Origin of the sequence: Sphingomonas sp. DC4900, assembly GCF_049896485.1 — a bacterium.
GTDB lineage: Bacteria > Pseudomonadota > Alphaproteobacteria > Sphingomonadales > Sphingomonadaceae > Sphingomonas > Sphingomonas aquatilis.
In genome coordinates, this window is record NZ_JAFCUK010000007.1 from 38,186 (window position 1) to 62,114 (window position 23,929).

The window sequence follows — 23,929 nt, forward strand, 5'->3', positions numbered from 1 at the left end:
GCCCGCCGCCGATCGAGCGATAGACCCGCGGACGTGCTGTCGCCGATGCGCCTTTCGACGTTCGAACGTCTGCCTCCCGCCGCGCGCGCGCGGATCGACGATGGCCTGTCCGTGGCGATCGACGCGGTGGCGACGCGGGCGCCGTCGACGCACGGCTTCCTGCGCTATGGATGGTATGCCGCGGCGCTGGATGCCTATGGCGGCAGGGCCCGGACATTGGTGGTCGAGGAGGAGGGGCGGCCCGCGCTGGCGCTGCCGTTCGTCGGTATCGGGCCAGGGTTCGTGCGCGCGGCGGCGGTGCCGGGCAGCTATTGGCCGTTTCGCAGCTTTCCGCTCGCCACCGATGCGGGGGAGGCGGTGCTGCGGGTGGCGCTGGCAACGCTGGCGCGCGCCGTCACACTGCTGCGGATCGGGCCGGTCTATGACGACGATGCCGCGGTGATGCCGCTGATCGTTGCGGCGCGGGCGCAGGGCTGGGCGGTGCTCGACCGGTTCGTGGCGGACAGCTGGCTGCTCGACATGGCGGCGCGGCAACAGGAGGGGGCGTGGCCGCGCGGATCGACGCTGCGCAAAAACCGCTTCCACGAAAAGCATCTCGCGAGCCATGGCGTGCCCGACTGGCGCTTCCTGTCGGGGGCGGACTGGCCGGCGGCATTCGACGATCTGGCGGCAGTGGAGCAGGCGAGCTGGATCGCATCGCGCACCGACGGTCGCGATGCCAAGTTCACACGGCATGGCCATGGCGCCTTCTGGCGCGCGGCGGCGCGGGACCCGGTGCTGGCGCAGCGGATGCGCGCGGCCTTGCTGACCATCGACGGCACGCCTGCGGCCTTTTCGTTCGATCTCGACGCGGGGGCGCTGACATACGCGATCGCCAACAGCTACGACCCCGCCTATGCCAAGCATTCGCCCGGCAAGCTGCTGTATTACCGCAATCTCGTGCAGGCACAGGCGCGGGGAATCACGCGGGTCGACTGGGGGGCGGGCGACAGCGGGTATAAGCAGGTGATCGGCGCCGATCGGGGGCCGGCGATCCGCGACTGGCTGCTGGTGCGTCCGGGCGTGCCTGCGCTGGTCGCCCGGCTCGCTGCGGGCGCATGGCGGCGATCGGGGCAGTAGACGGAACCCGGCCCCAGCGCGTAGGCGTTGAGGCATCATGTTTGTCTTCCTCGATTTCGAAGCCTCGTCGCTCGCCAAAAAAAGCTATCCGATCGAGGTCGCCTGGGTGTTCGAGGACGGCGCCGAGGAAAGCCACCTGATCCGCCCGCCGCTACAATGGTCGGACTGGGACGACGAGGCGGAGGCGATCCATCACATCACGCGCGCCGAGATCGAGGCGAACGGCACGCCGCATGACGTGGTCGCGCAACGGATGATCGATGTGCTCAGCGGCCATGCCCTGTTCGCGAGTGCGCCGTCGTGGGACGGCAAATGGCTGAGCGCGTTGCTGCGTGCCGCGAAACAGCCGCGCCACGCGCTGCGGTTGCGCGACAGCGAGGAGGCGCAGCGCGAGACGGCGACCGCGATTCTGCGCGGGGTGGTGCCGGATGTCGAACTGGGGCGGGCGGTAGCCGATGCCGTGGTGCTGGGCGAGGTGCGCGATCAAGACGTGCCGGCGCACCGGGCGCTGGCCGACGCGCGCGACGAATGGCGTCGTTGGGGGCTGGTGAAGCGCGCCGCGGAAGAGCGGGCGGGGCGCTGATGGGCGAGGTGGTCAACTTCCGCCGCGCCCGCAAGGCACGGGACCGGGCCGCGGCGGGCAGGGTTGCCGATGCGAACCGCGCGAAATTCGGGCGGACCAAGGCGGAGCGTGAGGCCGCAGACGCCGAGGCGGCGCGGATCGAGCGGACGCTGGATGGGGCGAAACTGGAGGATTGAGGAAGAGGGCATTGCGCCCACCCTCACCCTTCGCCGCCTTCGGCGGCTCTTCTCTCTCCCATTGGGAGAGGGAGGGAGGCGCGTAGCGCCGGAAGGGTGAGGGCAGGTGCTGCGCTCTAACGGCTCACACCCGCCGCCGCACCCGCCACGCCATCACCGCAACCAGCGCGGCCAGTCCGAACCAGGTCAGCGCATACACCAAATGGCTGTTGCGGAACCGCACCACGGTCAGCCCGCCGCGCGGCCACCCGCTCCTGGGTTCGCTCGCATCGATGAAATAAGGGGCGACCCGGCCCAACTCCCGGCGCGCCGCGATCGCGGCGATGTCGCGCGAATACCAGCGGTCTGCCGCCGGGTCGTTGCTGCGCAGGAACGCGCCACCCGGTTCGCTTAGCCGCAACAGGCCACGAATGGATTGCATGGCGGGGGAGGGGGCGATTCCGGTCCGCCGGTCGGCGGGGACGAAGCCGCGGTTGACCAATAGGGTGAAGCCGCGATCGGTATCGAAGGGCGTCATCACCCAAAAGCCGCCGCCCAGTTCCGTCACCGCCTGCACCAGCGTGTCGGCGCCGGTGCGATAATGCCCGCGCACGATGACGGGGCGGTAGACGTCGTCCTTGCCGATGGTGGACCAGCGATCAGGTCCGGGGGCGGGCACCGGCGGCTGCGCCAGCATCGCCTCGGTGTGCGCGATCAGCGCCAGTTTCCACGTCCGGCGCTCGAGCTGCCAGACGCCCAGCCCGATCAGCGCGGCGATCACGAACAGCAGCAGGCCGGTCGTGATCGCGCGCGCACGATTCATGGGGCTACATCGCCCCCATGTCGCCGCCGCTCATGCCCGGCATCATGTTGGCGTTCATGTGATACATGACCCACATCGAGCCGGCGAGGCAGATCGCCACGATGATGACGGTGAAGATCAGCGCCATCAGCGTCCACCCATTCTCCGACTTGGAGTTCATGTGGAGGAAGTAGATCATGTGGACGACGATCTGCACCAGCGCGAACGCCATGCAGATGCCCGCCGTGATCCGCGCGTCGGCGATGACGCCGCTCATCACCAGCCCGAACGGAATGGCGGTGAGGATCACCGACAGGACGAAGCCGATCACATAATCGCGGCGGGTGCCGTGCGCCTCGCCCGAGGAATGGCCGTGGTCATGGCCATGGCCGTGATCGTGCGCATGATCGTGTGCGTTATGCGCGCTCATCGCAGCACTCCCAGCAGGTAGACGAAGGTGAAGACGCCGATCCAGATCACGTCGAGGAAGTGCCAGAACAGCGACAGACACTGCAGGCGACGCTGGTTGGCGGGGATCAGGCCCTTGCGGCCGACCTGTACCATCAGCGTCACCAGCCAGATGATGCCGAAGGTGACGTGCAGGCCGTGCGTGCCGACGAGCGTGAAGAACGACGACAGGAACGCGCTGCGCTGCGGGCCGGCGCCCTCGGCGATCAGGTTCGAAAATTCGTAGAGCTCGATCCCGAGGAAGGCGAGCCCGAACAGGCCGGTGATCGCCAGCCAGCCCTGCGTGCCCTTCACGTTGCCGTCGTTCATCGACAGCATCGCAAAGCCATAGGTGATCGACGACAGCAGCAGCATCGAGGTGTTGAGCGCCACCAGCGGCAGCTCGAAAATCTCGTGCGGCTGCGGGCCGCCGGCGTAGCTGCTGCCGAACACGCCATAGGCTGCGAACAGCATGGCGAAGATCAGGCAGTCGCTCATCAGGTACAGCCAGAAGCCCAGCATGGTGCTGCCGCCGGCGTCGTGATGATGTTCGTCGGTCTCGTAGAAGACCGGGGCCTGGGTGCCCGGGGGGATGGTCGCTTCGCTCATGGCTCCTCAGGCCCCCATTGCCGGGGTTTGGGCCGGGGTTTGGGCCGGCTGCTGGGCCGCGCGGGCGGCGAGTTGCTGCGTGCGCAGGTCCTCGCACGCCGTCACTTCCTCGGCGGGGATGTAATAATCGCGGTCGTAGTTGAAGGTGTGGCCGATGCTGACCGCCACGATCCCGACGAAGGACAGGATGGCGAGCCACCACATGTACCAGATCATCGCGAGGCCGAAGACCACCGCCAGACCCGCCAGGATCACGCCCGTGCCGGTGTTGCGCGGCATGTGGATGTCGCGGAAGCCGGTGGTCGGGCGCACGGCGTTGTTCGCCTTCATGTCGTACCAGGCGTCGACGTCGCGGACGACGGGCGTGAACGCGAAGTTATAGGCCGGCGGCGGCGACGAGGTCGCCCACTCCAGGCTGCGGCCCTGCCACGGGTCGCCAGTCTCGTCGCGCAGGCTGTCGCGATTCTTGATGCTGACGAAGATCTGCATCAGGAAGGCGCCGATCCCCACCGCGATCAGCAGCGCGCCGATCGCCGCGACGATGAACCAGATCTGTAACGACGGATCCTCGAAGTGGCGCAGGCGGCGCGTCACGCCCATCAGGCCGAGCACGTACAGCGGCATGAACGCGACGTAGAAGCCGACGACCCAGAACCAGAAGCTGATCGTGCCCCAGAACTTGTCGAGCTTGAAGCCGAACGCCTTCGGGAACCAGAAGTTGATGCCGGCGAACATCCCGAACAGCACGCCGCCGATGATCACGTTGTGGAAGTGCGCGATCAGGAACAGCGAATTGTGCAGCACGAAGTCGGCAGGCGGCACCGCGAGCAGCACGCCGGTCATGCCGCCGATCACGAAGGTGATCATGAACGCGACCGTCCACATCATCGGCAGTTCGAAGCGGATGCGTCCCTTGTACATGGTGAACAGCCAGTTGAAGATCTTCGCGCCCGTCGGGATCGAGATGATCATCGTGGTGATGCCGAAGAACGAATTGACGCTCGCCCCCGACCCCATGGTGAAGAAGTGGTGCAGCCAGACGAGATACGCCAGGATGGTGATGACCAGCAGCGCGTAGACCATCGACGTATAGCCGAACAGCCGCTTGCCGCAGAACGCGCTGGTCACTTCGCTGAACACGCCGAACGCCGGCAGGATCAGGATGTATACTTCCGGGTGGCCCCAGATCCAGATCATGTTTACGTACATCATGGGGTTGCCGCCCATGGTGTTGGTGAAGAAGTGCGTGCCGAGGTAGCGATCGAGGCTGAGCAGCGCGAGAACCGCGGTCAGGATCGGGAAGGCGGCGACGATCAGCGTGTTGGTGGCGAGCGCCGACCAGGTGAAGATCGGCATCTTCATCAGCGACATGCCCGGCGCGCGCATCTTGACGATGGTCGCGAGCAGGTTGACGCCGGATAGCAAGGTGCCGACGCCGGCGACCTGCAACCCCCAGATGTAATAATCCACGCCGACGTCAGGCGAATAATCGAGCCCCGACAGGGGGGCCATCGCCAGCCAGCCGGTGCGGGCGAACTCACCCACGAACAGGCTAACCATGACGATCGCCGCACCCGCCGCGGTCATCCAGAAGCTGAAGTTGTTGAGGAACGGGAACGACACGTCGCGCGCGCCGATCTGCAGCGGCACGACATAGTTCATCAGACCGGTGACGAAGGGCATCGCCACGAAGAAGATCATGATGACGCCGTGCGCGGTGAACACCTGGTCGTAATGGTGCGCGGGCAGGAAGCCTTCGTTGGCGCCGAACGCCATGGCCTGCTGCGCACGCATCATCAGTGCGTCGGCAAAGCCGCGCAGCAGCATGATGATGCCGAGCACCATGTACATCACGCCGATCTTCTTATGATCGACCGACGTGAACCATTCCTTCCACAGGTAGCCCCACACCTTGAAATAGGTGAGGGCGCCCAGCACCGCCGCACCGCCGATCGCGACCATGATGAAGGTCGCGACCAGGATCGGCTCGTGGATCGGGAAGCTGTCGAGCGTCAGGCGCCCGAAGATGGTCTTGAGAAAGCTATCGGACATCATGTCGGTCCTACGAACGGGCCACGGCAGTAACGCCGGGAAGGGGCAGCGGATCGATCGCGGTCATGCTGCGGTTGGCTTCGCTGCCGGGCTGGCTGCTGCCGGGGGCTTGCTGGCGGGGGGCGTTACGGTGCGGGCTGCTGCCCTTTTCCTCCGGCTCCTTCTGCAGCGCGCCCTTCGAATCGCTGCCGCGCATGTGGCCGGTGTCGTTGACGGGAGGGGCATGGCCCATGTCCATCCCACCATCCTTCATCATCGTCGCCTGCATGCAGGTTTCGCCGGGCTTGGTGCACATGCCGAGGATGCGGTCGAACAGGCCGGGCGCGAAGCCGGCGTAGCGGATCGCGGGGACCTTTTCGCTCGGACGCTCGAGCTTCAGGTACGTCGCATTGTCGAGCTTGCCCTGCGCGCTGCGGGTTTCCGACACCCACTTGGCGAAGCCGGCATCGTCGAAGCCGTCGACGGTGAAGCGCATGTCGGAAAAGCCCGCACCGCTATAGTTGGCCGAAATGCCTTCGAACCGGCCGGGCTTGTTCAGCACGGCGTGCAGCTGCGTCTCCATGCCCGGCATCGTGTAGATCATGCCGGCCATGGTGGGGACGTAGAAGGTGTTCATCACCGACGAAGACGTCATCCGGAACACGACCTGGCGATTCACCGGCAGGACCAGCTCGTTGACGGTCGCGATGCCCTGTTCGGGATAGATGAACAGCCACTTCCAGTCGAGCGAGACGACCTGGATTTCCAGCGGCTTCGCGTTCTTCGCCACCGGCTGGCCGGGCGCGATGCGTGCGAGCGGGCGATAGGGGTCGAGGCTGTGCGTGCTGATCCAGGTCAGCGCGCCCAGCGCGATGACGATCAGCAGCGGCGCCGACCAGATGATCAGCTCGAGCCCCGTCGAATGGTCCCAGTTGGGGCGATATTCGGCGTCTTCGTTCGTGTGGCGGTATTTCCACGCGAACAGGACGGTCAGCGCGATCACGGGGACGATGATCAGCAGCATCAGGCCGGTCGACCACAGGATCAGATGGGCCTGTTGCCGCGCGACATCGCCGGCCGGGTTCATCACCACCAGATCGCACCCACCCAAAAGGGCCGGCGCGAGGAGCGCGAGGGCGGCGGTGCGCATGCGCGCCGCGCGGAAGGACGGAAGGGTTCGCATCGTCATTCGCGCTAATCCCGTTCGCTGCACCGCAAAATAGGACATTTTGTCCTATCCCGTCCCCGCCGTTCGCGCGCTAGAAGGTCGTGCGCGCGCTGCGTCCGAAAGGACACGACGTGCGTTGACGACCGGTGGCCGAAAGGCCGTGAGACGACAGGACTGCGATACATGTCAGTGGCTTCCGCCCATTCCGCACCGCTTGAACGCGATGCCCGTGCCGTCAACACGCGGGGCGACCATGAGGTCCGTCCGGGCGAGATCGCGATCGGCGTTATCATCGGCCGCACGTCCGAATTCTTCGACTTCTTCTGTTATGCCATCGCTTCGGTCATCGTCTTTCCGGCGCTGGTGTTCCCCTATGTCGACCGGTTGACCGGCACGCTCTGGTCGTTCGCGCTCTTCCCGCTGGCGTTCATCGCCCGGCCGATCGGCACGCAGATCTTTATGTGGGTCGACCGCACCTATGGCCGCGGCACGAAGCTGACGATCGCCTTGTTCCTGCTCGGCACGTCGACCGTGTCGCTCGCCTTTCTGCCCGGTTATGCCGAAGTCGGCATCTGGTCGGCGATCCTGCTGTCGCTGTTCCGCATCGGCCAGGGCCTCGCGCTGGGCGGCGCGTGGGACGGCCTCGCGTCGTTGCTCGCGCTCAATGCGCCGGCCGAGAAGCGCGGCTGGTACGCGATGGTGCCGCAGCTCGGTGCGCCGCTCGGCCTGATCGTCGCCAGTGCGCTGTTCGCCTTCTTCCTGTCCAATATGGACATGGGCGATTTCCTGTCGTGGGGCTGGCGCTATCCGTTCTTCGTCGCCTTCGCGCTGAACGTCGTCGCGCTGTTCGCGCGGCTGCGCATCGTTGTGACGCCGGAATATACCCAGCTGTTCAAGACGCGCGAGCTGACCCCCAGCCGCGTGACCGCGACGGTGAAGGCGCAGTGGCGCAACATCATCATCGGCGCCTTCGCCCCGCTCGCCAGCTTCGCGCTATTCCACATGGTGACGGTGTTCCCGCTGTCCTGGGTCGCGCTGTTCACCAAGGAAGACATCGCGCGCTTCCTGGGGATCGAGATCGTCGGCGCTTTCTTCGGACTGGGCGCAGTCGTCATCTCGGGCCTGCTTGCCGACCGGATCGGGCGGCGTTCCGTGCTCGGCTATACCGCGGCGGCGATCGCGGTGTTCAGCGGTTTCGCGCCGCAGCTGCTTGGTGCGGGCAGCTCGGGTGAGCTTGCCTTCATGATCGGCGGCTTCATCCTGCTGGGCCTCGCCTTCGGCCAGTCGTCGGGCGCGGTGACCAACAACTTCCCCAAGGGTGCGCGCTATACGGGTGCGGCGCTGACGTCGGACCTTGCGTGGCTGTTCGGTGCGGGCTTCGCGCCGCTCGCCGCGCTGGTGCTGGCCAGCGAGTTTGGGCTGATCGCCGCGGGTGGCTACCTGCTGTCGGGTGCGATCGGCACGCTGGTGGCGCTGGGCCTCAACAAGGAACTGGCACGCCGCCTCGACTGATCGACGTTGCCTTACAGAGTACCGCGCGCGTCGGCTTCTGGCCGGCGCGCGTTTTGCGTTTTGGGGCAGGTGGTTGAAACGACCGTCGTCACAGCGAGGGCTTGGCTCCCCGGTGGTGGCGCGCGGGCAAGGCTCGGAGGAGGTCCCAGCCTGCGCTGGGGCGACGATGTTTTCGTGAAGGCGTGAGGGGCGGCTCCCTCAGTCGATCGCGCGGACCGCCAGCACCTCGATCGCATCGTCGCGACCGCCGAAGGGCAGGGCGTCGCCAGGCTCGGCTCCCATGAGTGCGCGCGCGAGCGGTGACTGGAACGACAGCCGGTCGGCCTGCGGTTCCGATTCGTCATCGCCAACAATGCCGATCTCGCGCGTGCGGCCGCCCATCCGGATCGTGACGATCGTGCCAAAACCGGCGCTCCCGTTCGCAGGGGCTGGCGTCTCGATCGCGGTCGTGCGCCGCGTCTGCCAATAGCGCAGATCGCGCCGGATCGCTTCGGCCTGTTCGGTATCGGCGTCGGCCAGTCTGGCTTCCAGGTCGGTTATCTGGCGCTCGATCAATGCCTTGCCCGCCGCCGTCACCCAATTGGGGCCGGCTGGCAGGGGGCGTTCGAACTTGGGTTCCAGATGCTCTTCGTCGCTCTCGCAGCGGAAGGCGACGCTCATCTCATCCTCTCCATCACTGTCCCACCATCGGACAGGCGGGGCTTAACCACCTTTGCCGCTGGTCCAAATCGTAAACGCGGCGTTAACGCCTTTGCTATGACCAGACGCCTCGTCCTTACCAACGAATCCGCCCGGCATCCTTTCCGTCGCGCGTTGCCGCCGCCGAAGGTGGTCGATCCCCGCAAGAGCGACGACAGCGACTGGAAGCTGTTCTTGCTCAGCTTCGCCGCCTTCTTCACCTGCTTCTATACGTTCCTGTTCTGAACGCCGCGCGCCTGCTCAATCGCAGGCGAGATGCAGCCGCTGCGCGATCCATGCGGAGACGAGGCACATGGCGGCGACCAGGAACAGCATGTCGACCGCCTGCACGCCCGCGACGTTGATTCCGATCGCGGCGATCGAACCCAGCGTCATCGCGCCCGAGTTGACGACGTTGTTCGCCGCCACGGTGCGCGCGGTCTGGTCCTTCTCGACGGTCGTCGTCAGGAAGGCGTAGAGGGGCACGACGAACATTCCGCCCGTGGTCGCGATTGCGAGCAGGGACAGCATGATCGGGATGGCGCGCGGCTGGGCGACGAATTGCGCCCAGTCGTAAAAATGGCCGGGTGCCGCGGGCGTCCAGCCGCGGCACAGGAACGAGAACAGGACGACGAACGCGCCCATCGCGATCACCGATACCGGCGAATAGCGCGCGCTGATCCGCCCCTTCAGCATCGTGTTGATGACCACGGAGCCGATCGCGACGCCGACCGAGAAGATCGCGATCGCACCGCTCGCCACGCGCTCGTCGGCGGTCAGCACGTTCTTCACCAGCGGCGGGAAGATGATGATGAGCACCGACCCGATCGTCCAGAAAAAGCTGATCGCGCAGATCGCCAGGAACAGCCGCGGGATGTGCATCGTCGTGCGGATCAGGCGGAACGAGGCGGTGAAGGGGTTGTAGTTGAGCTTCAGTCGCGGCCCCTCGCGCGGCGCGGGCGGCACCGCGCGGGCGGTGATCCAGCCGATGCCGGCAATGACGAGGACGAGGATCGCGGCGCCCTCGATCGGCACCCAGCCCGCCATGATCGTACCCATCAGGATGGCGAGATACGTGCCCGCCTCGACGAGGCCGGTGCCGCCGAGGACGTCGTGCGCCTTCAGATGCTGTGGCAGGATCGCGTATTTGATCGGGCCGAAGAAGGTCGAATGGACGCCCAGGAACAGCACGGCACCCAGCATCAGCCCGATGCCGACGTGCGGATAGCCCGCGCGGGCCACCATCAGCCCGCCCGCGCCGAGCAGCATGATGCCGATTTCCGCGGTCTTCACGATGCGGATGATGCGCGCCTTGTCGTGGCTGTCGGCGAGCTGACCCGCCAGCGCGGAGAGCAGGAAGAAGGGCAGGATCGCGATGCCGGTGGCGACCGCGTTGAAGATCGTTTCCACCTTCGGATCGTTGAAGATCGCATAGGTCGCGAACAGCACCATCGACGTCTTGAACAGATTGTCGTTGAAGGCGCCCAGGAACTGCGTCGTGAAGAGGGGCAGGAAGCGGCGCTGCTTCAGCAACCCCAAAGCATTGATCATGCGGAACACGGCCTTCGATCGTGGCAGGATTGCGGCGGGCATAGCCCAGTGGCGGCGCGACGCCAACCGGGGTTGGGTGGGCGGGCGCTTCCCCGCGCAGGTCGTCATTCCCGCGAAGGCGGGAATCCAGAACCTCGGACGCTGCGGCTCTATCGATATGGTATCGCGTCTGGATTCCCGCCTGCGCGGGAATGACGGTTGAGGAGGGCGCTCGCACATGTTTCGCAGCGATGTGCAAAACATCATTACTTCCCGGCCCGCAGCGGGTTAGGAGAGACCCACGATGCTGACCTTGCCCAATCTTCTGACGCTGTCGCGGATCGTCGCGGTGCCGTTGCTCGTCGCCTTTCTGTGGTGGCCGCGGTGGGAGGCGGGCTTCGCCATCGCCTTCGCGCTCTACTGCCTGATGGGGATCACCGACTATTTCGACGGCTATCTCGCGCGCGCGCAAGGGGCGGTGTCGAAGCTGGGCGTCTTCCTCGATCCGATCGCGGACAAGATCATGGTCGCGGCGGTCATCCTGATGCTGGTGGGCACGCGGCACGACGACAGCGCGCTGATCACCGGCGTGCATCTGATCGCGGCGCTGATCATCCTGCTGCGTGAGATCGCGGTATCCGGGCTGCGGGAGTTTCTGGCCGGGCTGCAGGTGTCGCTGCCCGTATCGAAGCTCGCCAAATGGAAGACGACGCTGCAACTCGTCGCCTTCGGCGCGCTGATCCTGGCGGGGGCTTTGCCGGCGCAGGTGTGGATCAAAGTCGCCGGTCTCGGCTGTTTGTGGGGTGCGGCGGTGCTGACGCTGGTGACGGGCTGGGATTACCTGCGCGTCGGCCTGAAGCACATGGACTGAGCGCGATGCGGATCGAGATGCTGTATTTCGCCTGGGTCCGGGAGGGCATGGGCCGGGCGAGCGAGACCGTGGACGCGCCGGACACGCTGGCGAGCGTCGCCGATCTGGTCGATTGGCTGGCGGCGCGCGACGATGCGTCCGCCGCGGCGCTGACCGATCGCGCGCGGTTGCGGGCGGCGGTGGATCAGGCGTTCGTGACGCTCGACGCGCCGATCGCCGGCGCGCGCGAGGTGGCGCTGTTCCCGCCGGTGACGGGCGGATGATCCGCGTCCACGTCTCGCCCACGCCGATCGATCTGGCGGCGGAGATGGCCGGAGTCGAACGCGCGGATGGTGCCGGGGCGGTCGCGACCTTCACCGGCCTCGTGCGGAGCGACGATGGCGTGGGGACGCTGGAGCTGGAGCATTATCCCGGCGCGACCGAGGCTGCGCTGACGCGGCTGGCGGAGGAGGCGACGGCGCGCTGGGCGCTGGGCGCGGCGACGATCGTCCACCGCGTCGGGCCAATGGCGCCGGGCGAGCGGATCGTGTTCGTGGCAGCGGCCGCGGCGCACCGGGGAGCGGCGCTGGAGGCGTGCGCCTATCTGATCGACCGGCTGAAGACCGATGCGCCGTTCTGGAAGCGCGAGACCCGCGGCGGCGAGGCGCGCTGGGTGGAGGCGCGAGACAGTGACGCCGACGCGGCGGCGCGGTGGGGGCGCTAGGGGCGCCTTTCCTAAACCCGTCATCGCGGACTTGGTATCGGGTCCCCTTGCAGCAAGGGGTTGGCTGGAGCCTTTTGCCGCCCCCTCGCGGCCCGGTGGACCCCGGACCAAGTCCGGAGTGACGACGAAGGAAGGGTTGGCCGACGCGCTTTACGGCAGCCGCGGCACCAGCACGCCGTTGACGACGTGGATCACGCCATTCGCCTGCGCGACATCCGCCGCCTCGACATAGCTGCGATTGCCGCTGGCGCTGGTCAGCGTGATGACGTCGCCGGTCATCGTCGCGGTCAGCGGCTGGCCGCCGAGCGTCGTCAGCGTCGCGCGGCCGCCGCCTGCCGCAATGCGCGCCTCCAGCTGCTCGGTGGTCATGGTGCCGGGGACGATATGGTAGCGTAGGAGTGCCACCAGCGTCGGCCGGTTCTCCGGTGCGAGCAGATCGCCTGCGATGCCGGGCGCCAGGCGGGTGAAGGCCATGTCGGTCGGCGCGAACAGCGTGTAGGGGCCGTTGCCCGCCAGAAGCGGATCGAGTTCGGCGACGCGCAGCTCCCGCGCGAGCGTGGTGAGGCCGGGCGTCATCGCGACCGACTGGGCGATCGTCGCTTCCGACTCCATCCGGCTGGGATCGACCGCCACCGGTGCCGGGGCGGATACGACGGGCGGCGGCGTGACCACCGGCGCGGTGGCGGGCGGCACGCAGCCGGCAAGGCTGGCGAGCAGAACGGACGGGCCGAGCCGGCGGATCGATCGGGCGTAGGGTCGGGTCACGCGCACTCCTGTGTTTCTCGGCCCTTACCGGGCTTCGGCCAGCGCCTCGGCAAGCAGCTGGAAATCCTTTTCGCGTGGCGACGCGCGGCGCCAGACCAATGCGATACGCCGCACCGCATTGTCGGCGTCCAGCGGTTTGGCGACGATATTGGTGTGATCGAGGATGCCCGCCTTCAACGCCATTTCGGGCAGCATTGTCATGCCCAGGCCGTTGTCGACCATCTGGACGATCGTGTGCAGCGAGGTGCCGAGCATCGTCGCTTCCGCGCGCAATTCCGGGCGGTTGCACGCCGAGAGCGCATGGTCCTTCAGGCAATGCCCGTCCTCGAGCAGCAGCAGCCGCGTTTCGTCGATCAGCGCGGCGGGCACGGCGGGCGGGTCCGACGGCATGTCCTGCGGCTGATAGGCGACGAACAACCGATCGTCGAACAAAGGCTGGCTGGCGACGTCGCCGCACGCGAAGGGCAAAGCGAGCAGCACGCAATCGGTACGGCCGTTATGCAAGCCTTCGCACGCGGCGCCTGAGGGCTCTTCGCGCAGGAACAGCTTGAGGTCGGGATAGTCGCGGCGCAGGCGGGGCAGGATGTGGGGGAGCATGAACGGCGCGATCGTCGGGATCACGCTCATCCGCATCTCGCCCGACAGCGGCCGGCCGGCAGCGCGAGCGATGTCCCCCAATTCTTCCGCCTCGCGCAGCACACGGCGCGCCTTGTCCGCGATCCGGTCGCCCAGCGGTGTAAAGCGGACGACGCGGCGGGTGCGTTCGACGAGGGTGACGCCGATCAGCGTTTCGAGCTCGCGCAGACCCGCCGACAGCGTGGACTGGGTGACGAAGCACGCCTCGGCCGCGCGGCCGAAATGGCCATGGTCCTTGAGCGCGACGAGATATTGCAGCTGTTTGAGCGTGGGGAGGTAGGTCGCCGCCATGGGCTGGCGAGATAGGGGGTGGGGCAGGGGGATGCCAGTCCTAAGTCTGGCGGGTTGGCTGGCGTGGCGGCTGCCCGGCAAAACTCGTCACCCCGGACTCGTTCCGGGGTCCACTTAGCCGCGGGGGGAGGGCTGGAGCCTCTTGCCACCCCCTTGCCGCCCGGTGGACCCCGGAACGAGTCCGGGGTGACGGGTAGTGCTAGGCGATCGTCTGCCTTGAGGATTACTCCGCCGCTTCTTCCCAGTCGCGGGTCTCTTCCACCGGCATGCGGATCAGGTGGTCGAAGGCCGACAGTGCTGCCTTCGACCCTTCGCCCATTGCGATCACGATCTGCTTGTACGGCACGGTCGTCACGTCGCCCGCAGCAAAGATGCCGGGTTGCGAGGTGTGGCCGCGGTGGTCGATTTCGATTTCGCCGCGCGGCGACAGCGCGATGGTTCCCGCCAGCCATTCGGTGTTGGGGACGAGGCCGATCTGCACGAAGATACCGGCGAGATCGACCCGATGCACCGCCTCGCTATTCCGGTCGCGGTAGGACAAAGCGACGACCTTGTCGCCATCGCCATGGACTTCCGTCGTTAGCGCAGAGGTGAGGACGGTGACGTTGGCGAGGCTGCGCAGCTTGCGCTGCAACACCGCGTCGGCGCGCAATTCGCTGTCATATTCGATCAGCGTGACGTGCGCGACGATGCCGGCAAGGTCGATCGCCGCTTCGACGCCCGAATTGCCGCCGCCGATCACCGCAACCCGCTTGCCCTTGAACAGCGGGCCGTCGCAATGCGGGCAATAGGCGACGCCCTTGTTGCGGTATTCCGCCTCGCCCGGCACGTTCATCGTGCGCCAGCGCGCGCCGGTCGAGAGGATGACGGTGCGCGCCTTCAGCGACGCGCCGTTTTCGAGCACGACTTCGTGCAGGCCGTCGGCGCCCGCGGGCACCAGCTTTTCCGCGCGCTGCAGATTCATGATGTCGACGTCATAGTCGCGCACGTGGCGTTCCAGCTCTGCGGCGAGCTTCGGGCCTTCGGTGTGCGGCACCGAGATGAAATTCTCGATCCCCATCGTGTCGAGCACCTGCCCGCCGAAGCGTTCCGCCGCGATGCCGGTGCGGATGCCCTTGCGCGCGGTGTAGATCGCCGCAGCGGCACCAGCAGGGCCGCCACCGACGACGAGGACGTCGAACGCGTCCTTGGCCCCGATCTTTTCGGCCGCGCGCGCGGAGGCGCCGGTGTCGAGCTTGGCGACGATCTGTTCCAGCTCCATCCGGCCCTGGCCGAAGGGTTCGCCATTCAGGAATACGGTCGGCACTGCCATCACCTTGCGGCTGGCGACCTCGTCCTGAAACAGTGCGCCATCGATCGCGGTGTGCGTCACGCGCGGGTTGAGGACCGCCATCAGGTTCAGCGCCTGCACGACGTCGGGGCAATTGGCGCAGGACAGCGAGAAATAGGTTTCGAAATGATAGTCGCCATCGAGCGCCACGACCTGCTCGATCAGGTCCTGCGCCGCCTTCGATGGGTGGCCGCCGACCTGGAGCAGCGCGAGCACCAGCGAGGTGAATTCGTGGCCCATCGGCAGGCCGGCGAAGCGGACGCCGATGTCGGTGCCGGTGCGGCGGATCAGGAAGCTGGGGGTGCGGTCGTCATCGCCGGTGGTGACGCTGACCTTGTCCGACAGCGCGGCGATCTCGTCGAGCAGCTCGCGCATCTGCTGCGACTTGGCGTCCTGCCCCAGGCTCGCGACCAGCTCCAAGGGGAAGCGGACGTGGACCAGATAGGCTTTGAGCTGCTGCGTCAGATTGGCGTCGAGCATGGGAGGCTCCCGAAAGGAATGAGTCTACGTAAAAAGCGAACGGCCCGAGGCGGATGGTCCGCCCCGGGCCGCGCGTGCCGTGGCCCCGGGGGGCAGCCGGCTTAGATCTTGCCGACGAGGTCCAGGCTGGGGGCGAGCGTTTCTTCGCCCTCTTCCCACTTCGCTGGGCAGACTTCGCCCGGATGCGCGGCGATATACTGCGCGGCCTTGATCTTGCGCAGCAGTTCGGCGGCGTTGCGGCCGACGCCTTCCGACGTCACTTCGATCAGCTGGATCACGCCGTCGGGATCGATCACGAACGTGCCGCGATCGGCCAGGCCCTGGCCTTCGCGCAGGATTTCGAAGTTGTTGCTGATCACGTGATTCTGGTCGCCCAGCATGTAATAGTTGATCTTGCCGATCGCGGGCGAGCTGTCATGCCACGCCTTGTGGCTGAAGTGGGTGTCGGTCGACACGCTGTACACCTCGACGCCCATCTTCTGGAGCGTGGGATATACGTCGGCGAGGTCTTCCAGCTCGGTCGGGCAGACGAACGTGAAGTCGGCCGGATAGAAGAAGAACACCGCCCACTTGCCGAGCACGTCGGTGTCGCTGACCGACACGAACTTGCCTTCCTTGTAGGCCTGCGTGGTGAAGGGCTTCAGCTTGCTGCCGATGAGGGCCATGGGTCGTCTCCGTTGAATGGTGTGGAGCCGATATAGGCGATCATGCTGCAATGCAAAATTGATCTGTTTGCGCCGCATGATCGATGTGATCGATTAATACGAGGGCGCTGGCATCTTTCTACCGCAAGCGCGAGCGTATCACTTTGCAAGTGCAGAATAAATCGACCAGGCGCTGGTGAGGGTCAGCAACACGCCGACCAGCGCCATCAGGTGGCGGGTGGGGACGCGCTTGGCAAGAATGCCGCCGAACGGCGCCGCGACGAGGCCGCCGATAAGGATGCCGAGCGTGTGCAGAGTGAAAGCGGACCAGCCGAGCACGGAGAAAAAGGTGACCGAGGCGGTGGCGGTGAGGAAAAATTCCGCCGTGTTGACCGTGCCGATCGTGTGGCGCGGCGTCGCGCCCTGAATCAGCAGGTTGGAGGTGACGACCGGACCCCAGCCGCCGCCGCCCGCGGCATCCAGGAAGCCGCCGACCAAGCCGAGCGGCGCGACGACGCGGGGTTTGCGCGGTTTGATCTCGCCACCGACCGCGCGGAACAGCAGGTACAGGCCGATGCACGCGAGATAGGCCATGACGAACGGCTTGGCGACCGAGGCGTCGATCGTGCTGAGCAACGTCGCGCCGGCCACCGCGCCGATCATGCCGGGGATGACGAGCCGGCGGAACAGCTTCCAGTCGACGTTGCGGTGTACGACGTGGCTGACACCTGACGCGGCGGTGGTGAAGGTTTCGACCGCATGGACGCTGGCGGAGGCGACCGCGGGGGGAACGCCCATCACCGTCACCAACAGGGTCGAGTTGATGACGCCGAACGCCATGCCGAGCGCGCCGTCGATGACCTGCGCCGCAAAGCCGATCGCGATGAACGGCAGCACCTGGGACCAGTCGATCGCAGTCAGAAAATCAGGCATCGCAGGCGGTAACTCCCGGCGCCCGGCAAAGACGCATTGGTCGCATCGTGCACGCTGTGGCCAATTCCCACAACAAAGCTGGGCTTTGCCGCCCCCAAGCCGCGGGGTCTCTGCCGACGGCTCTGCGGCGGAACCATGGAAATTACGTCGCCGAAGCGTTACATGCAGCGGATGACGAGCCGGAAGGGCAAGGGGAAGTAACGGATGTTCGGACGGCTTGCCGCCTATCTCGATTCGATCCGGGCGCGTGATCCGGCTCCGCATTCGCGCGCCGAGATCCTGCTGTATCCGGGCGTTTGGGCGCTGGGCCTGCATCGCGTCGCGCACGCTTTGTACCGGCGGCGGCTGTTCTTCCTGGCGCGGGCGGTCAACCATTTCGCGCGGGCATGGACCGCGATCGATATCCATCCGGGCGCGACGATCGGCCGCAATTTCTTCATCGACCATGGTTTCGTCGTGATCGGCGAGACGGCGGAGATCGGTGACGACGTCACCATCTATCAGTGCGTGACGCTGGGCGGGACCAGCCCCGACAATGGCGTCGCAGGCAAGCGCCACCCGACGCTGGCCGATGGCGTCATCATCGGATCGGGCGCGCAGGTGCTTGGGCCGATCCTGGTCGGTCCGCGCGCGCGCGTCGGTGCCAATGCGGTGGTGACGCGCGACGTTCCGGCGGGCGCGGTGATGGTCGGCATCCCGGCGCGGCCGACGATGGTGGAGGGCGGCGCGGCCGAAACGCCGTCGCGCTTCGTGCCCTATGGCACGCCGTGCAGCGAGATGTTCGACCCGGCGACGCAGAAGATCGAGATGATGCGCTGCGAGCTGGAATCGATGCGCAAGCGGCTGGACGCGCTGCTCGCCGAACGGGCGGACGACGCCGCGCCGCACGCGGAGCGTGACAGAGCGTGACGGGCAGGGCCTGATGGGGATCGTCACGCCGTTTCCGCTGGGACGCGAGCCGGGACAGGTCGGGTTCGAACGCGTCGAGCTGAACCGCATTCTCGACCTGTACGGCCGCATGGTCGCGGCGGGGCATTGGAAAGACTATGCGATGGAGCTGGGCAAGGATGCCGCGGTCTTCGCCGCCTTTCGCCGCACCGCCGAACGGCCCGAATTCCGTATCGAGAAACGCCCTGCGCTGCGTGCGCGGCAGGGCATGTGGGCGCTGATCGGCGAGCAGGGCATGGTCCTGAAGCGCGGTCAGGAGCTCGGCCCGGTACTGGCGCCGATCGAGCGGCGGTTGATGAAGCTGGTGGACTGACGCGAGGGCGAGGGGCCGCCTATCGACCGTCATCGCAGCGATGGTTCGGATATCCTCGTTATAGTGGGCAGCAGGAGCCGCGAGACGCCCCAGCCCTCGCTGGGTGACGGCCGCTCGGATCAGAGGATGACGGGGAAGGCGGCGCCTCCCCCGGTCCCCTCAAGCGTATTGCACCGGTGGCAGCCGGCGGCGGAGCGATTGCGACAGCGCGGTCACCACGGCACGGCGCATCGGCTGCCAGAAGGCCGACAGGCATAGCAGCGCCGATCCGATAACGAAGGCGGTGAATGCTGCGCCGAGCTCGATGGCGCCGGCGCTGCGGAACAGCGCGTAGAGCGCGGCCAGCACATAAGCGAGGCCCGACACCAGGAGCGCGCGACGGTCGACCGCCAGCGCGATGGCGGCGAAGCAGACGTAGAGCGCCAGCACCACCACCGCCATCCCTGCGCCGATATCGCCGCGGAACACGCCCAGCATCTGGAAGATCGAATGCGCGATCATCGGTGCAGCGGCGAGGTGTAGCCAGAAGGCGACGTCCGACCGACGCGTCTTGCGTTCGGTATCGCTCATGTCCCAACGCATCGCCGCGGCGAAGACGCCAAGGCCGCCGACCAGCAGCAGTGGCCAGACCGCATCCTTCACGTCGGGGATGGCGGCGAGGATCAGGCCGATCGCGGTTGCGACCAATGCGGCCGCCCCGGCGGCGACGGTGATCGGCACCATGAAGCGGCGCCAGTGCAGCCACGCCGCGGCGGCGGTGGCCAGGCCGATGCCCGCGATCGCCAGCGCCCCCGCGCGATCGCCAAGGTTCGGCACGATGGCCTGCACGCCCTCGAACAGACCGCCAGCGACACCGCCGACGAAGGCGATCAACAGCAGGATGCTGGGCAGCGCCATCCGACGTTTGGCGGTGAAATATTCCGCGAGCACCCATGCCGTGCCCGCGACGAACGCGCCACCGAGCGGACGGGCAAGCGAGGTGCCGATCTGCCCCACCGCGACGAGCAGCAGCACGATCGCGATCGAGACGAAAATGTCGTTAAAGCCGGTGAGCAGACGGAAATGCTCTTCGTCCACCGCCGGTGCTGCGTGCGCCGCGGCGATGTGCGCGCGCAGCGCCGCCGCGGCGTCGGCGGAGATCGCCCCCGCCGCCACCGCGCCATCGATGTCGCTTTCGCTGTACATGGCGATCCTTCCCCAAGTTGCCGATCGGGGGAGGCTATCAGCAGTGTATTATTTGTTCAACACACTAATATCTTGGGTGTTTGGGCGCTTAGCGGACGAGGGAGTCCCTCGCTCCGTCACCGCGACCTACGGAACGCAATGACGATGGGGTTCCGGTGGGTGTGACGGGCGACTCGCCTGAGCGGTGATGGGCCGCGCCGCCACCCATGCGGGATCAGCGCTTGCCGACGCGGGCCTTGCGGGCGGCGTAGCGGGCGTCGCGGGCAGCCTTCATCTCCGCCTCGGTCGGGATGCGGGGCTTGGCCTTGGCGGCGGCTTCCTCGGCAGCGATGCGCGCGGCTTCGGCAGCGGCCTTCTTCTCGGCGATCGCCTGTTCGCGGGCGGCCTTCTTTTCGGCGCTCGCCTTGGCGCGCGCAGCTTCCTTGGCTTCGGCGGCGGCGATACGCTCGGCGAGGACCGCTTCGTCGACCTGCGGACGGTTGCGCAGCTTCTCGAGTGCGGCCTCCTTGGCCTTGGCGGACAGCGCGGCGCGCTCCTGGAACGTCTGGGGTTTGTAGGCGGCCATGTGGTGAACGGTATTCCTTATTGTCGGACTGACGGGTCGACGATGCGACCTCGGCGGCGTGCCGTTACAGCAAAACGTCGCATTCTCCAAAACGCTGCGTGTGGAACCGGCTCGCGGTGCGGCTGGCGAGCGTGTAGGGCGGCGCCTTTCGCCGCAACGAAGGACGCGATCGATGACCCCGCGCGAGCTATTGGGAACCGCCGAGGTGCCGGGCGGCGAGCCGCTGCGCCTGTTCCGCCGCGGCGGCGATTTCATGATCGTGCTGGAACGCAACGAGCTGATGAACAGCCGGATGAGCGGGTCGGAAGAGGCGCTCGCCGTCATGACGATCGAACGGCTGGCGTCTCGCACCCCGCATCTGCTCATCGGCGGATACGGCATGGGATTTACGTTGCGCGCGGCCTTGGCGGCATTGGGGCGGGATGCGCGTGTGACCGTGGCCGAGCTGGTGCCGGAGATTATCGCCTGGGCGCGTGGGCCGATGGCGGACCTGACCGCGGGCGGGCTGGACGATCCCCGCGTAACGGTGAGAATGGGCGATGTCGCCGACGCGATCGGGGCGGGGACGTATGATGCGATCCTGCTCGACGTCGACAATGGGCCTGACGGGCTGGTGCGCGCCGAGAACAACCGGCTCTATTCGAACCGCGGGCTGGCGGCGGCGCGGGTGGCGCTGGCGCCGGGGGGCATATTGGCGGTGTGGTCTGCGGGGAAGGACGCGGCGTTCACCAAACGGCTGCGCGACGCCGGGTTTGAGGTGGACGAAGTGAGCGTCCGCGCGCGCAGCAATGGCAAGGGCGCGATGCATACGATCTGGTTCGCGCGGAAGCGGTAGGACGCGGCGCCCTCACCCTTCCCACCCGGCTGCGCCGGGCGGGCCCCTTCCCTCTCCCGATGGGAGAGGGAGGGAGGCGCGAAGCGCCGGAAGGGTGAGGGTCGCGACCTCGGGAATGATGGCGCGTCCGTGCGTCTCCTACGCCGGCTCGCCGACGATCGTCTTCAGCTCCATGAAGTCCGCAATGCCGTATTTGCCGCCCTCGCGGCCGTTGCCCGATTGCTTGAAGCCGCCGAACGGCGTGCCGACCGGGCCGCTCCAGCCGTTGATCGTGACGAGGCCGGCGCGCAGGCGCGGCGCGACCTTGGCCGCTTCCGCCGGATCGCCGGAGATCGCCGCCGACAGGCCATATTCGGTGGCATTGGCCAGGCGCACGGCCTCGTCGCTGTCCGTGTAGCGGGTGATCGTCGCGACCGGGCCGAACGTTTCCTCGCGCGCGATGCGCATGTCGGGCGTTACATCGGCGAAGACGGTCGGGCGGACGTAATAGCCGGCATTGCGACCATCGGGACGACCGGGGCCGCCGGTGACGAGCGTCGCGCCCTCGTCGATCGCCGACTGGATCAGCGCCTGGATCTTGTCGAACTGCGCCTTGTTGACCACCGGGCCGATATGCGCGCCCATCTCGGCCGGATCGCCGACGGGCACGGATTCGAAGATCGCCTTGGCGACCTGCGCCGCTTCCTCGGCCTGGCTGTCATGGACGAGCAGGCGGGTGGGCGCGATGCAGCTTTGCCCCGAATTGGCGAGCACGCCCTGCAGCGTCGGCGGCAAGACGCTGGCGAGGTCTGCGCCCTCCAGCACCAGATTGGGGGCCTTGCCGCCCAATTCCTGATGGACGCGCTTGACGGTCGCCGCCGCAGCCTGTGCCACCGCGATGCCGGCGCGCGTCGATCCGGTGAAGCTCACCATGTCGACGCCGGGGTGGGTCGACAGCGCCGCGCCGACCGTGGGGCCGTCGCCGTTGACGAGGTTGAACACACCCGCGGGTACGCCCGCTTCGTGCAGGATTTCGGCGAGGATCATCGCGCAGCTTGGCGCTTCCTCGGACGGCTTGAGAATCATCGTATTACCGGCGGCGAGCGCGGGCGCGACCTTGGCGCAAATCTGGTTGAGCGGCCAGTTCCACGGCGTGATCATCGCGACGACGCCGATCGGTTCGTGGACGACGCGCGCCTTGCCGACCTGTTCGGAGAAGGTGAATTCGCGCAAGGCCTTCACCGTGCCCATCAGATAACCGAGGCCCGCCGGCGCCTGCGCCGCCTGCGCGAAGCCGACCGGCGCGCCCATTTCCTGGCTGACCGCCTTGGCGAGATCGGGGATGCGGCTCTTGTACACCTCGATCACGCGATCGAGCAGGTCGGCGCGTTCCTCCGGCGTGGTCTGCGAGAATGTCTCGAACGCGCGGGTCGCGGCGGCGACCGCCTTGTCGACGTCGGCCTGCGTGCCGAGCGTGATCGTCGTCACCGCCTGTTCGGTCGACGGATCGATGACGTCATAGGGGCGGCCACCCTCGCTCGCCACCCAGGCGCCGTCGATGTAGAAGGTGAGGGGATCAGTCATCGCATCGCTCTCCATCGGATTTGCATCGATAGTGCGATGCACCGGGATCGGTTGCAACCCGAAACGCGTATTGCGGGTTGGGGCGGGGCACGAGAAGGACGGACGGCATATGAGCGAACGCGTCGCACGCATCACCCGCACCGGCGGGCCGGAGGTGATCGAATGGGTCGACATCGACCTGCCGCCGCCCGGGCCGGGCGAAGTGCGGATGCGCCATCATGCGGTCGGCCTGAACTATATCGACACCTATCATCGCAGCGGCGTCTATCCGGTCGACCTGCCGGCGGGGCTCGGCAGTGAGGCGGCGGGAGTGGTCGAGGCGGTGGGGGAGGGCGTAAATGGCCTGTCGGTGGGCGACCGGGTCGGCACGTTCGGGCCGTCGCGCGGCGCCTATGCCACGGCACGCAACGTTGCGGCAAAGCAGCTTTTCCGGCTGCCCGACGATGTCGACGATCGCACGGCCGCCGCGATGCTGCTGAAGGGGTGTACGGTCGAGGCGTTGGTCGACCGCTGCGCGCGCGTGCAGGCGGGGCAGACGGTGCTGGTGTGGGCGGCGGCGGGCGGTGTCGGGCAGCTGATGACTGGCTGGCTGAAGGCGATCGGCGCGACGGTGATCGGTACGGCCGGCACGCAGGCGAAGGCGGAGCATGCGCGGGCGGCGGGCGCGGATCATGTGCTGCTCCATCGCGACGAGGATGTCGTGGCGCGCGTCAAGGACATGACCGATGGCGCGGGCGTCGCGGTAGTGTTCGATGGCGTCGGCATGGCGAGCTGGGAGCGGACGCTGGCCGTGACCGCGCGGCGCGGCCTGATCGTCAGTTACGGCAATGCCGGTGGCGCGGTGACGGGCGTCAACCTGGGCGTGCTGGCGGCCAAGGGATCGCTGTTCGTGACCCGTCCGACGCTGTTCGATTATTACGTCACGCCCGAGGAACGGCAGGCGGGGATCGAGCGGCTCTATGCGATGCTGCGATCGGGCGCGATCCGTCCCGAGATCGGCCAGACCTTTGCGCTGGAGGACGCGGCGGACGCGCATCGGGCGCTGGAAGCGGGCGAGACGCGGGGCAGCACGATCCTGACCGTCTGAGGCCTTGGGTCGCGGGCGTGAAGAGAAAAGGGGCAGTCACCCTGTCGGGGCGGCGCAAGTCGTTCGAGGGCATCGTGCTGTAAAAGCCGGGTAATGGTCGCACGCAATCGGATAGACGAAGCAATGGGCAGCGGCCGCATGAACGG

28 protein-coding genes are annotated in these 23,929 nt (G+C 67.1%); 13 read left to right on the forward strand and 15 right to left on the reverse strand.

Translation table 11 applies throughout. The features are described from left to right. The first annotated feature begins 45 nt into the window (after positions 1 to 45). From ACP690_RS09760 to ACP690_RS09770, 3 genes are read left to right on the forward strand one after another with little or no spacing between them, the layout of a single operon-like run. Positions 46 to 1,119, forward strand: a complete 1,074-nt coding sequence (locus tag ACP690_RS09760) for a GNAT family N-acetyltransferase (RefSeq protein ID WP_426261051.1) — start codon at positions 46 to 48, stop codon at positions 1,117 to 1,119. A 37-nt stretch (positions 1,120 to 1,156) separates the two neighbouring features. Continuing rightward, positions 1,157 to 1,702: a transcriptional regulator gene (locus tag ACP690_RS09765; RefSeq protein WP_426261050.1), complete on the forward strand. Its 546-nt coding sequence runs from the start codon at positions 1,157 to 1,159 to the stop codon at positions 1,700 to 1,702. Next, entirely contained in the window at positions 1,702 to 1,878 is a 177-nt protein-coding gene (locus tag ACP690_RS09770; RefSeq protein WP_017977905.1) for a DUF4169 family protein, read from the forward strand. The genes ACP690_RS09765 and ACP690_RS09770 overlap by 1 nt, the downstream gene beginning before the upstream one ends. 124 nt (positions 1,879 to 2,002) lie before the next feature. Here ACP690_RS09770 and ACP690_RS09775 read toward each other — a convergent pair whose 3' ends face one another. From ACP690_RS09775 to cyoA, 5 genes are read right to left on the reverse strand one after another with little or no spacing between them, the layout of a single operon-like run. Further along, complete coding sequence (locus ACP690_RS09775) at positions 2,003 to 2,680, reverse strand: SURF1 family protein (RefSeq protein ID WP_426261049.1); 678 nt, start codon at positions 2,678 to 2,680, stop codon at positions 2,003 to 2,005. A gap of 4 nt (positions 2,681 to 2,684) precedes the next feature. Next, positions 2,685 to 3,089: a cytochrome o ubiquinol oxidase subunit IV gene (cyoD, locus tag ACP690_RS09780; protein WP_063688007.1), complete on the reverse strand. Its 405-nt coding sequence runs from the start codon at positions 3,087 to 3,089 to the stop codon at positions 2,685 to 2,687. Further along, on the reverse strand, positions 3,086 to 3,715 hold the full coding sequence (gene cyoC / locus ACP690_RS09785; protein WP_017977908.1) for a cytochrome o ubiquinol oxidase subunit III: 630 nt from the start codon (positions 3,713 to 3,715) through the stop codon (positions 3,086 to 3,088). The genes cyoD and cyoC overlap by 4 nt, the downstream gene beginning before the upstream one ends. Positions 3,716 to 3,721: 6 nt before the next feature. Next, positions 3,722 to 5,770, reverse strand: coding sequence for a cytochrome o ubiquinol oxidase subunit I (gene cyoB / locus ACP690_RS09790; RefSeq protein WP_043059430.1), 2,049 nt, complete (start codon positions 5,768 to 5,770; stop codon positions 3,722 to 3,724). Positions 5,771 to 5,777: 7 nt separating this feature from the next. Beyond that, entirely contained in the window at positions 5,778 to 6,896 is a 1,119-nt protein-coding gene (cyoA, locus tag ACP690_RS09795) for a ubiquinol oxidase subunit II (RefSeq protein ID WP_017977910.1), read from the reverse strand. A gap of 201 nt (positions 6,897 to 7,097) precedes the next feature. On the opposite strand from cyoA, the gene ACP690_RS09800 reads away from it, so the two are divergent. Continuing rightward, positions 7,098 to 8,426, forward strand: a complete 1,329-nt coding sequence (locus ACP690_RS09800) for an MFS transporter (protein WP_063688013.1) — start codon at positions 7,098 to 7,100, stop codon at positions 8,424 to 8,426. Between the two features lie 198 nt (positions 8,427 to 8,624). Here the strand turns inward: ACP690_RS09800 and ACP690_RS09805 are convergent, their stop codons facing one another. After that, a complete protein-coding gene (locus ACP690_RS09805) occupies positions 8,625 to 9,086 on the reverse strand; it encodes a GreA/GreB family elongation factor (protein ID WP_426261048.1) in 462 nt (153 codons plus the stop codon). Positions 9,087 to 9,182: 96 nt separating this feature from the next. Here ACP690_RS09805 and ACP690_RS09810 point away from each other — a divergent pair, with 96 nt between their 5' ends. Further along, positions 9,183 to 9,350, forward strand: a complete 168-nt coding sequence (locus tag ACP690_RS09810; RefSeq protein WP_017977913.1) for a hypothetical protein — start codon at positions 9,183 to 9,185, stop codon at positions 9,348 to 9,350. A 15-nt stretch (positions 9,351 to 9,365) separates the two neighbouring features. Here ACP690_RS09810 and ACP690_RS09815 read toward each other — a convergent pair whose 3' ends face one another. Continuing rightward, positions 9,366 to 10,655, reverse strand: a complete 1,290-nt coding sequence (locus ACP690_RS09815) for an MFS transporter (RefSeq protein WP_043059460.1) — start codon at positions 10,653 to 10,655, stop codon at positions 9,366 to 9,368. On the opposite strand from ACP690_RS09815, the gene ACP690_RS09820 reads away from it, so the two are divergent. The 4 genes from ACP690_RS09820 to ACP690_RS09835 all read left to right on the forward strand — a co-directional run bounded on the left by ACP690_RS09820 (position 10,654) and on the right by ACP690_RS09835 (position 12,208). Next, positions 10,654 to 10,857, forward strand: a complete 204-nt coding sequence (locus ACP690_RS09820) for a hypothetical protein (RefSeq protein WP_426261047.1) — start codon at positions 10,654 to 10,656, stop codon at positions 10,855 to 10,857. The two genes, ACP690_RS09815 and ACP690_RS09820, sit on opposite strands and share 2 nt — an antisense overlap. Before the next feature lie 81 nt (positions 10,858 to 10,938). Next, on the forward strand, positions 10,939 to 11,505 hold the full coding sequence (gene pgsA / locus ACP690_RS09825; RefSeq protein WP_063688019.1) for a CDP-diacylglycerol--glycerol-3-phosphate 3-phosphatidyltransferase: 567 nt from the start codon (positions 10,939 to 10,941) through the stop codon (positions 11,503 to 11,505). A 5-nt stretch (positions 11,506 to 11,510) separates the two neighbouring features. Continuing rightward, positions 11,511 to 11,768: a molybdopterin converting factor subunit 1 gene (gene moaD / locus ACP690_RS09830; protein WP_426261046.1), complete on the forward strand. Its 258-nt coding sequence runs from the start codon at positions 11,511 to 11,513 to the stop codon at positions 11,766 to 11,768. Further along, positions 11,765 to 12,208, forward strand: a complete 444-nt coding sequence (locus ACP690_RS09835; RefSeq protein ID WP_426261045.1) for a molybdenum cofactor biosynthesis protein MoaE — start codon at positions 11,765 to 11,767, stop codon at positions 12,206 to 12,208. The genes moaD and ACP690_RS09835 overlap by 4 nt, the downstream gene beginning before the upstream one ends. 150 nt (positions 12,209 to 12,358) lie before the next feature. Here the strand turns inward: ACP690_RS09835 and ACP690_RS09840 are convergent, their stop codons facing one another. The 5 genes from ACP690_RS09840 to ACP690_RS09860 all read right to left on the reverse strand — a co-directional run bounded on the left by ACP690_RS09840 (position 12,359) and on the right by ACP690_RS09860 (position 17,287). Continuing rightward, positions 12,359 to 12,973, reverse strand: a complete 615-nt coding sequence (locus ACP690_RS09840) for a fasciclin domain-containing protein (RefSeq protein WP_426261044.1) — start codon at positions 12,971 to 12,973, stop codon at positions 12,359 to 12,361. Positions 12,974 to 12,997: 24 nt separating this feature from the next. Further along, entirely contained in the window at positions 12,998 to 13,900 is a 903-nt protein-coding gene (locus tag ACP690_RS09845; RefSeq protein ID WP_017977919.1) for a hydrogen peroxide-inducible genes activator, read from the reverse strand. Between the two features lie 223 nt (positions 13,901 to 14,123). Beyond that, positions 14,124 to 15,710 (reverse strand): alkyl hydroperoxide reductase subunit F, encoded by a 1,587-nt coding sequence (gene ahpF / locus ACP690_RS09850; RefSeq protein WP_426261043.1) that lies wholly within the window; start codon positions 15,708 to 15,710, stop codon positions 14,124 to 14,126. A gap of 101 nt (positions 15,711 to 15,811) precedes the next feature. Continuing rightward, entirely contained in the window at positions 15,812 to 16,375 is a 564-nt protein-coding gene (gene ahpC, locus ACP690_RS09855; RefSeq protein WP_295561803.1) for an alkyl hydroperoxide reductase subunit C, read from the reverse strand. Positions 16,376 to 16,513: 138 nt separating this feature from the next. Next, entirely contained in the window at positions 16,514 to 17,287 is a 774-nt protein-coding gene (locus ACP690_RS09860) for a sulfite exporter TauE/SafE family protein (protein WP_426261042.1), read from the reverse strand. 204 nt (positions 17,288 to 17,491) lie between these two features. Here ACP690_RS09860 and epsC point away from each other — a divergent pair, with 204 nt between their 5' ends. Together epsC and ACP690_RS09870 are read left to right on the forward strand one after the other, a co-directional pair. Beyond that, the gene (gene epsC, locus ACP690_RS09865; RefSeq protein ID WP_116462402.1) at positions 17,492 to 18,196 is read left to right on the forward strand and encodes a serine O-acetyltransferase EpsC; all 705 of its coding nucleotides are present in this window, start codon (positions 17,492 to 17,494) and stop codon (positions 18,194 to 18,196) included. Between the two features lie 13 nt (positions 18,197 to 18,209). Then, a complete protein-coding gene (locus ACP690_RS09870; protein ID WP_017977924.1) occupies positions 18,210 to 18,548 on the forward strand; it encodes a DUF2794 domain-containing protein in 339 nt (112 codons plus the stop codon). A gap of 159 nt (positions 18,549 to 18,707) precedes the next feature. Here ACP690_RS09870 and ACP690_RS09875 read toward each other — a convergent pair whose 3' ends face one another. Next, entirely contained in the window at positions 18,708 to 19,733 is a 1,026-nt protein-coding gene (locus ACP690_RS09875) for a hypothetical protein (protein ID WP_426261041.1), read from the reverse strand. Positions 19,734 to 19,947: 214 nt separating this feature from the next. Then, entirely contained in the window at positions 19,948 to 20,298 is a 351-nt protein-coding gene (locus ACP690_RS09880) for a DUF6481 family protein (RefSeq protein ID WP_017977926.1), read from the reverse strand. A 172-nt stretch (positions 20,299 to 20,470) separates the two neighbouring features. Between ACP690_RS09880 and ACP690_RS09885 the strand changes: the two genes are divergently transcribed. Next, a complete protein-coding gene (locus ACP690_RS09885; RefSeq protein ID WP_063688031.1) occupies positions 20,471 to 21,133 on the forward strand; it encodes a spermidine synthase in 663 nt (220 codons plus the stop codon). A 138-nt stretch (positions 21,134 to 21,271) separates the two neighbouring features. On the opposite strand, the gene ACP690_RS09890 is transcribed toward ACP690_RS09885, so the two are convergent. After that, entirely contained in the window at positions 21,272 to 22,696 is a 1,425-nt protein-coding gene (locus ACP690_RS09890) for an aldehyde dehydrogenase family protein (protein ID WP_426261040.1), read from the reverse strand. A 109-nt stretch (positions 22,697 to 22,805) separates the two neighbouring features. On the opposite strand from ACP690_RS09890, the gene ACP690_RS09895 reads away from it, so the two are divergent. Continuing rightward, on the forward strand, positions 22,806 to 23,783 hold the full coding sequence (locus tag ACP690_RS09895; RefSeq protein WP_426261039.1) for a quinone oxidoreductase family protein: 978 nt from the start codon (positions 22,806 to 22,808) through the stop codon (positions 23,781 to 23,783). Positions 23,784 to 23,929: the final 146 nt, after the last annotated feature.

Bases quoted from the DNA above. Each gene is read 5' to 3' on its own strand.
- ACP690_RS09765 (WP_426261050.1), top strand. From the start codon at position 1,157: ATGTTTGTCTTCCTCGATTTCGAAGCCTCGTCGCTCGCCAAAAAAAGC.
- ACP690_RS09805 (WP_426261048.1), bottom strand. From the start codon at position 9,086: ATGAGCGTCGCCTTCCGCTGCGAGAGCGACGAAGAGCATCTGGAACCC.
- ACP690_RS09760 (WP_426261051.1), top strand. From the start codon at position 46: ATGCGCCTTTCGACGTTCGAACGTCTGCCTCCCGCCGCGCGCGCGCGG.
- pgsA (WP_063688019.1), top strand. From the start codon at position 10,939: ATGCTGACCTTGCCCAATCTTCTGACGCTGTCGCGGATCGTCGCGGTG.
- cyoB (WP_043059430.1), bottom strand. From the start codon at position 5,770: ATGATGTCCGATAGCTTTCTCAAGACCATCTTCGGGCGCCTGACGCTC.
- ACP690_RS09880 (WP_017977926.1), bottom strand. From the start codon at position 20,298: ATGGCCGCCTACAAACCCCAGACGTTCCAGGAGCGCGCCGCGCTGTCC.
- ACP690_RS09875 (WP_426261041.1), bottom strand. From the start codon at position 19,733: ATGTACAGCGAAAGCGACATCGATGGCGCGGTGGCGGCGGGGGCGATC.
- ACP690_RS09815 (WP_043059460.1), bottom strand. From the start codon at position 10,655: ATGATCAATGCTTTGGGGTTGCTGAAGCAGCGCCGCTTCCTGCCCCTC.
- epsC (WP_116462402.1), top strand. From the start codon at position 17,492: ATGTTCGGACGGCTTGCCGCCTATCTCGATTCGATCCGGGCGCGTGAT.
- ACP690_RS09885 (WP_063688031.1), top strand. From the start codon at position 20,471: ATGACCCCGCGCGAGCTATTGGGAACCGCCGAGGTGCCGGGCGGCGAG.
- cyoC (WP_017977908.1), bottom strand. From the start codon at position 3,715: ATGAGCGAAGCGACCATCCCCCCGGGCACCCAGGCCCCGGTCTTCTAC.
- ACP690_RS09820 (WP_426261047.1), top strand. From the start codon at position 10,654: ATGCGGAACACGGCCTTCGATCGTGGCAGGATTGCGGCGGGCATAGCC.
- cyoD (WP_063688007.1), bottom strand. From the start codon at position 3,089: ATGAGCGCGCATAACGCACACGATCATGCGCACGATCACGGCCATGGC.
- ACP690_RS09775 (WP_426261049.1), bottom strand. From the start codon at position 2,680: ATGAATCGTGCGCGCGCGATCACGACCGGCCTGCTGCTGTTCGTGATC.
- moaD (WP_426261046.1), top strand. From the start codon at position 11,511: ATGCGGATCGAGATGCTGTATTTCGCCTGGGTCCGGGAGGGCATGGGC.
- ACP690_RS09770 (WP_017977905.1), top strand. From the start codon at position 1,702: ATGGGCGAGGTGGTCAACTTCCGCCGCGCCCGCAAGGCACGGGACCGG.
- ACP690_RS09860 (WP_426261042.1), bottom strand. From the start codon at position 17,287: ATGCCTGATTTTCTGACTGCGATCGACTGGTCCCAGGTGCTGCCGTTC.
- ACP690_RS09835 (WP_426261045.1), top strand. From the start codon at position 11,765: ATGATCCGCGTCCACGTCTCGCCCACGCCGATCGATCTGGCGGCGGAG.
- ahpF (WP_426261043.1), bottom strand. From the start codon at position 15,710: ATGCTCGACGCCAATCTGACGCAGCAGCTCAAAGCCTATCTGGTCCAC.
- ACP690_RS09890 (WP_426261040.1), bottom strand. From the start codon at position 22,696: ATGACTGATCCCCTCACCTTCTACATCGACGGCGCCTGGGTGGCGAGC.
- ACP690_RS09845 (WP_017977919.1), bottom strand. From the start codon at position 13,900: ATGGCGGCGACCTACCTCCCCACGCTCAAACAGCTGCAATATCTCGTC.
- ACP690_RS09810 (WP_017977913.1), top strand. From the start codon at position 9,183: ATGACCAGACGCCTCGTCCTTACCAACGAATCCGCCCGGCATCCTTTC.
- ACP690_RS09895 (WP_426261039.1), top strand. From the start codon at position 22,806: ATGAGCGAACGCGTCGCACGCATCACCCGCACCGGCGGGCCGGAGGTG.
- cyoA (WP_017977910.1), bottom strand. From the start codon at position 6,896: ATGCGCACCGCCGCCCTCGCGCTCCTCGCGCCGGCCCTTTTGGGTGGG.
- ahpC (WP_295561803.1), bottom strand. From the start codon at position 16,375: ATGGCCCTCATCGGCAGCAAGCTGAAGCCCTTCACCACGCAGGCCTAC.
- ACP690_RS09800 (WP_063688013.1), top strand. From the start codon at position 7,098: ATGTCAGTGGCTTCCGCCCATTCCGCACCGCTTGAACGCGATGCCCGT.
- ACP690_RS09870 (WP_017977924.1), top strand. From the start codon at position 18,210: ATGGGGATCGTCACGCCGTTTCCGCTGGGACGCGAGCCGGGACAGGTC.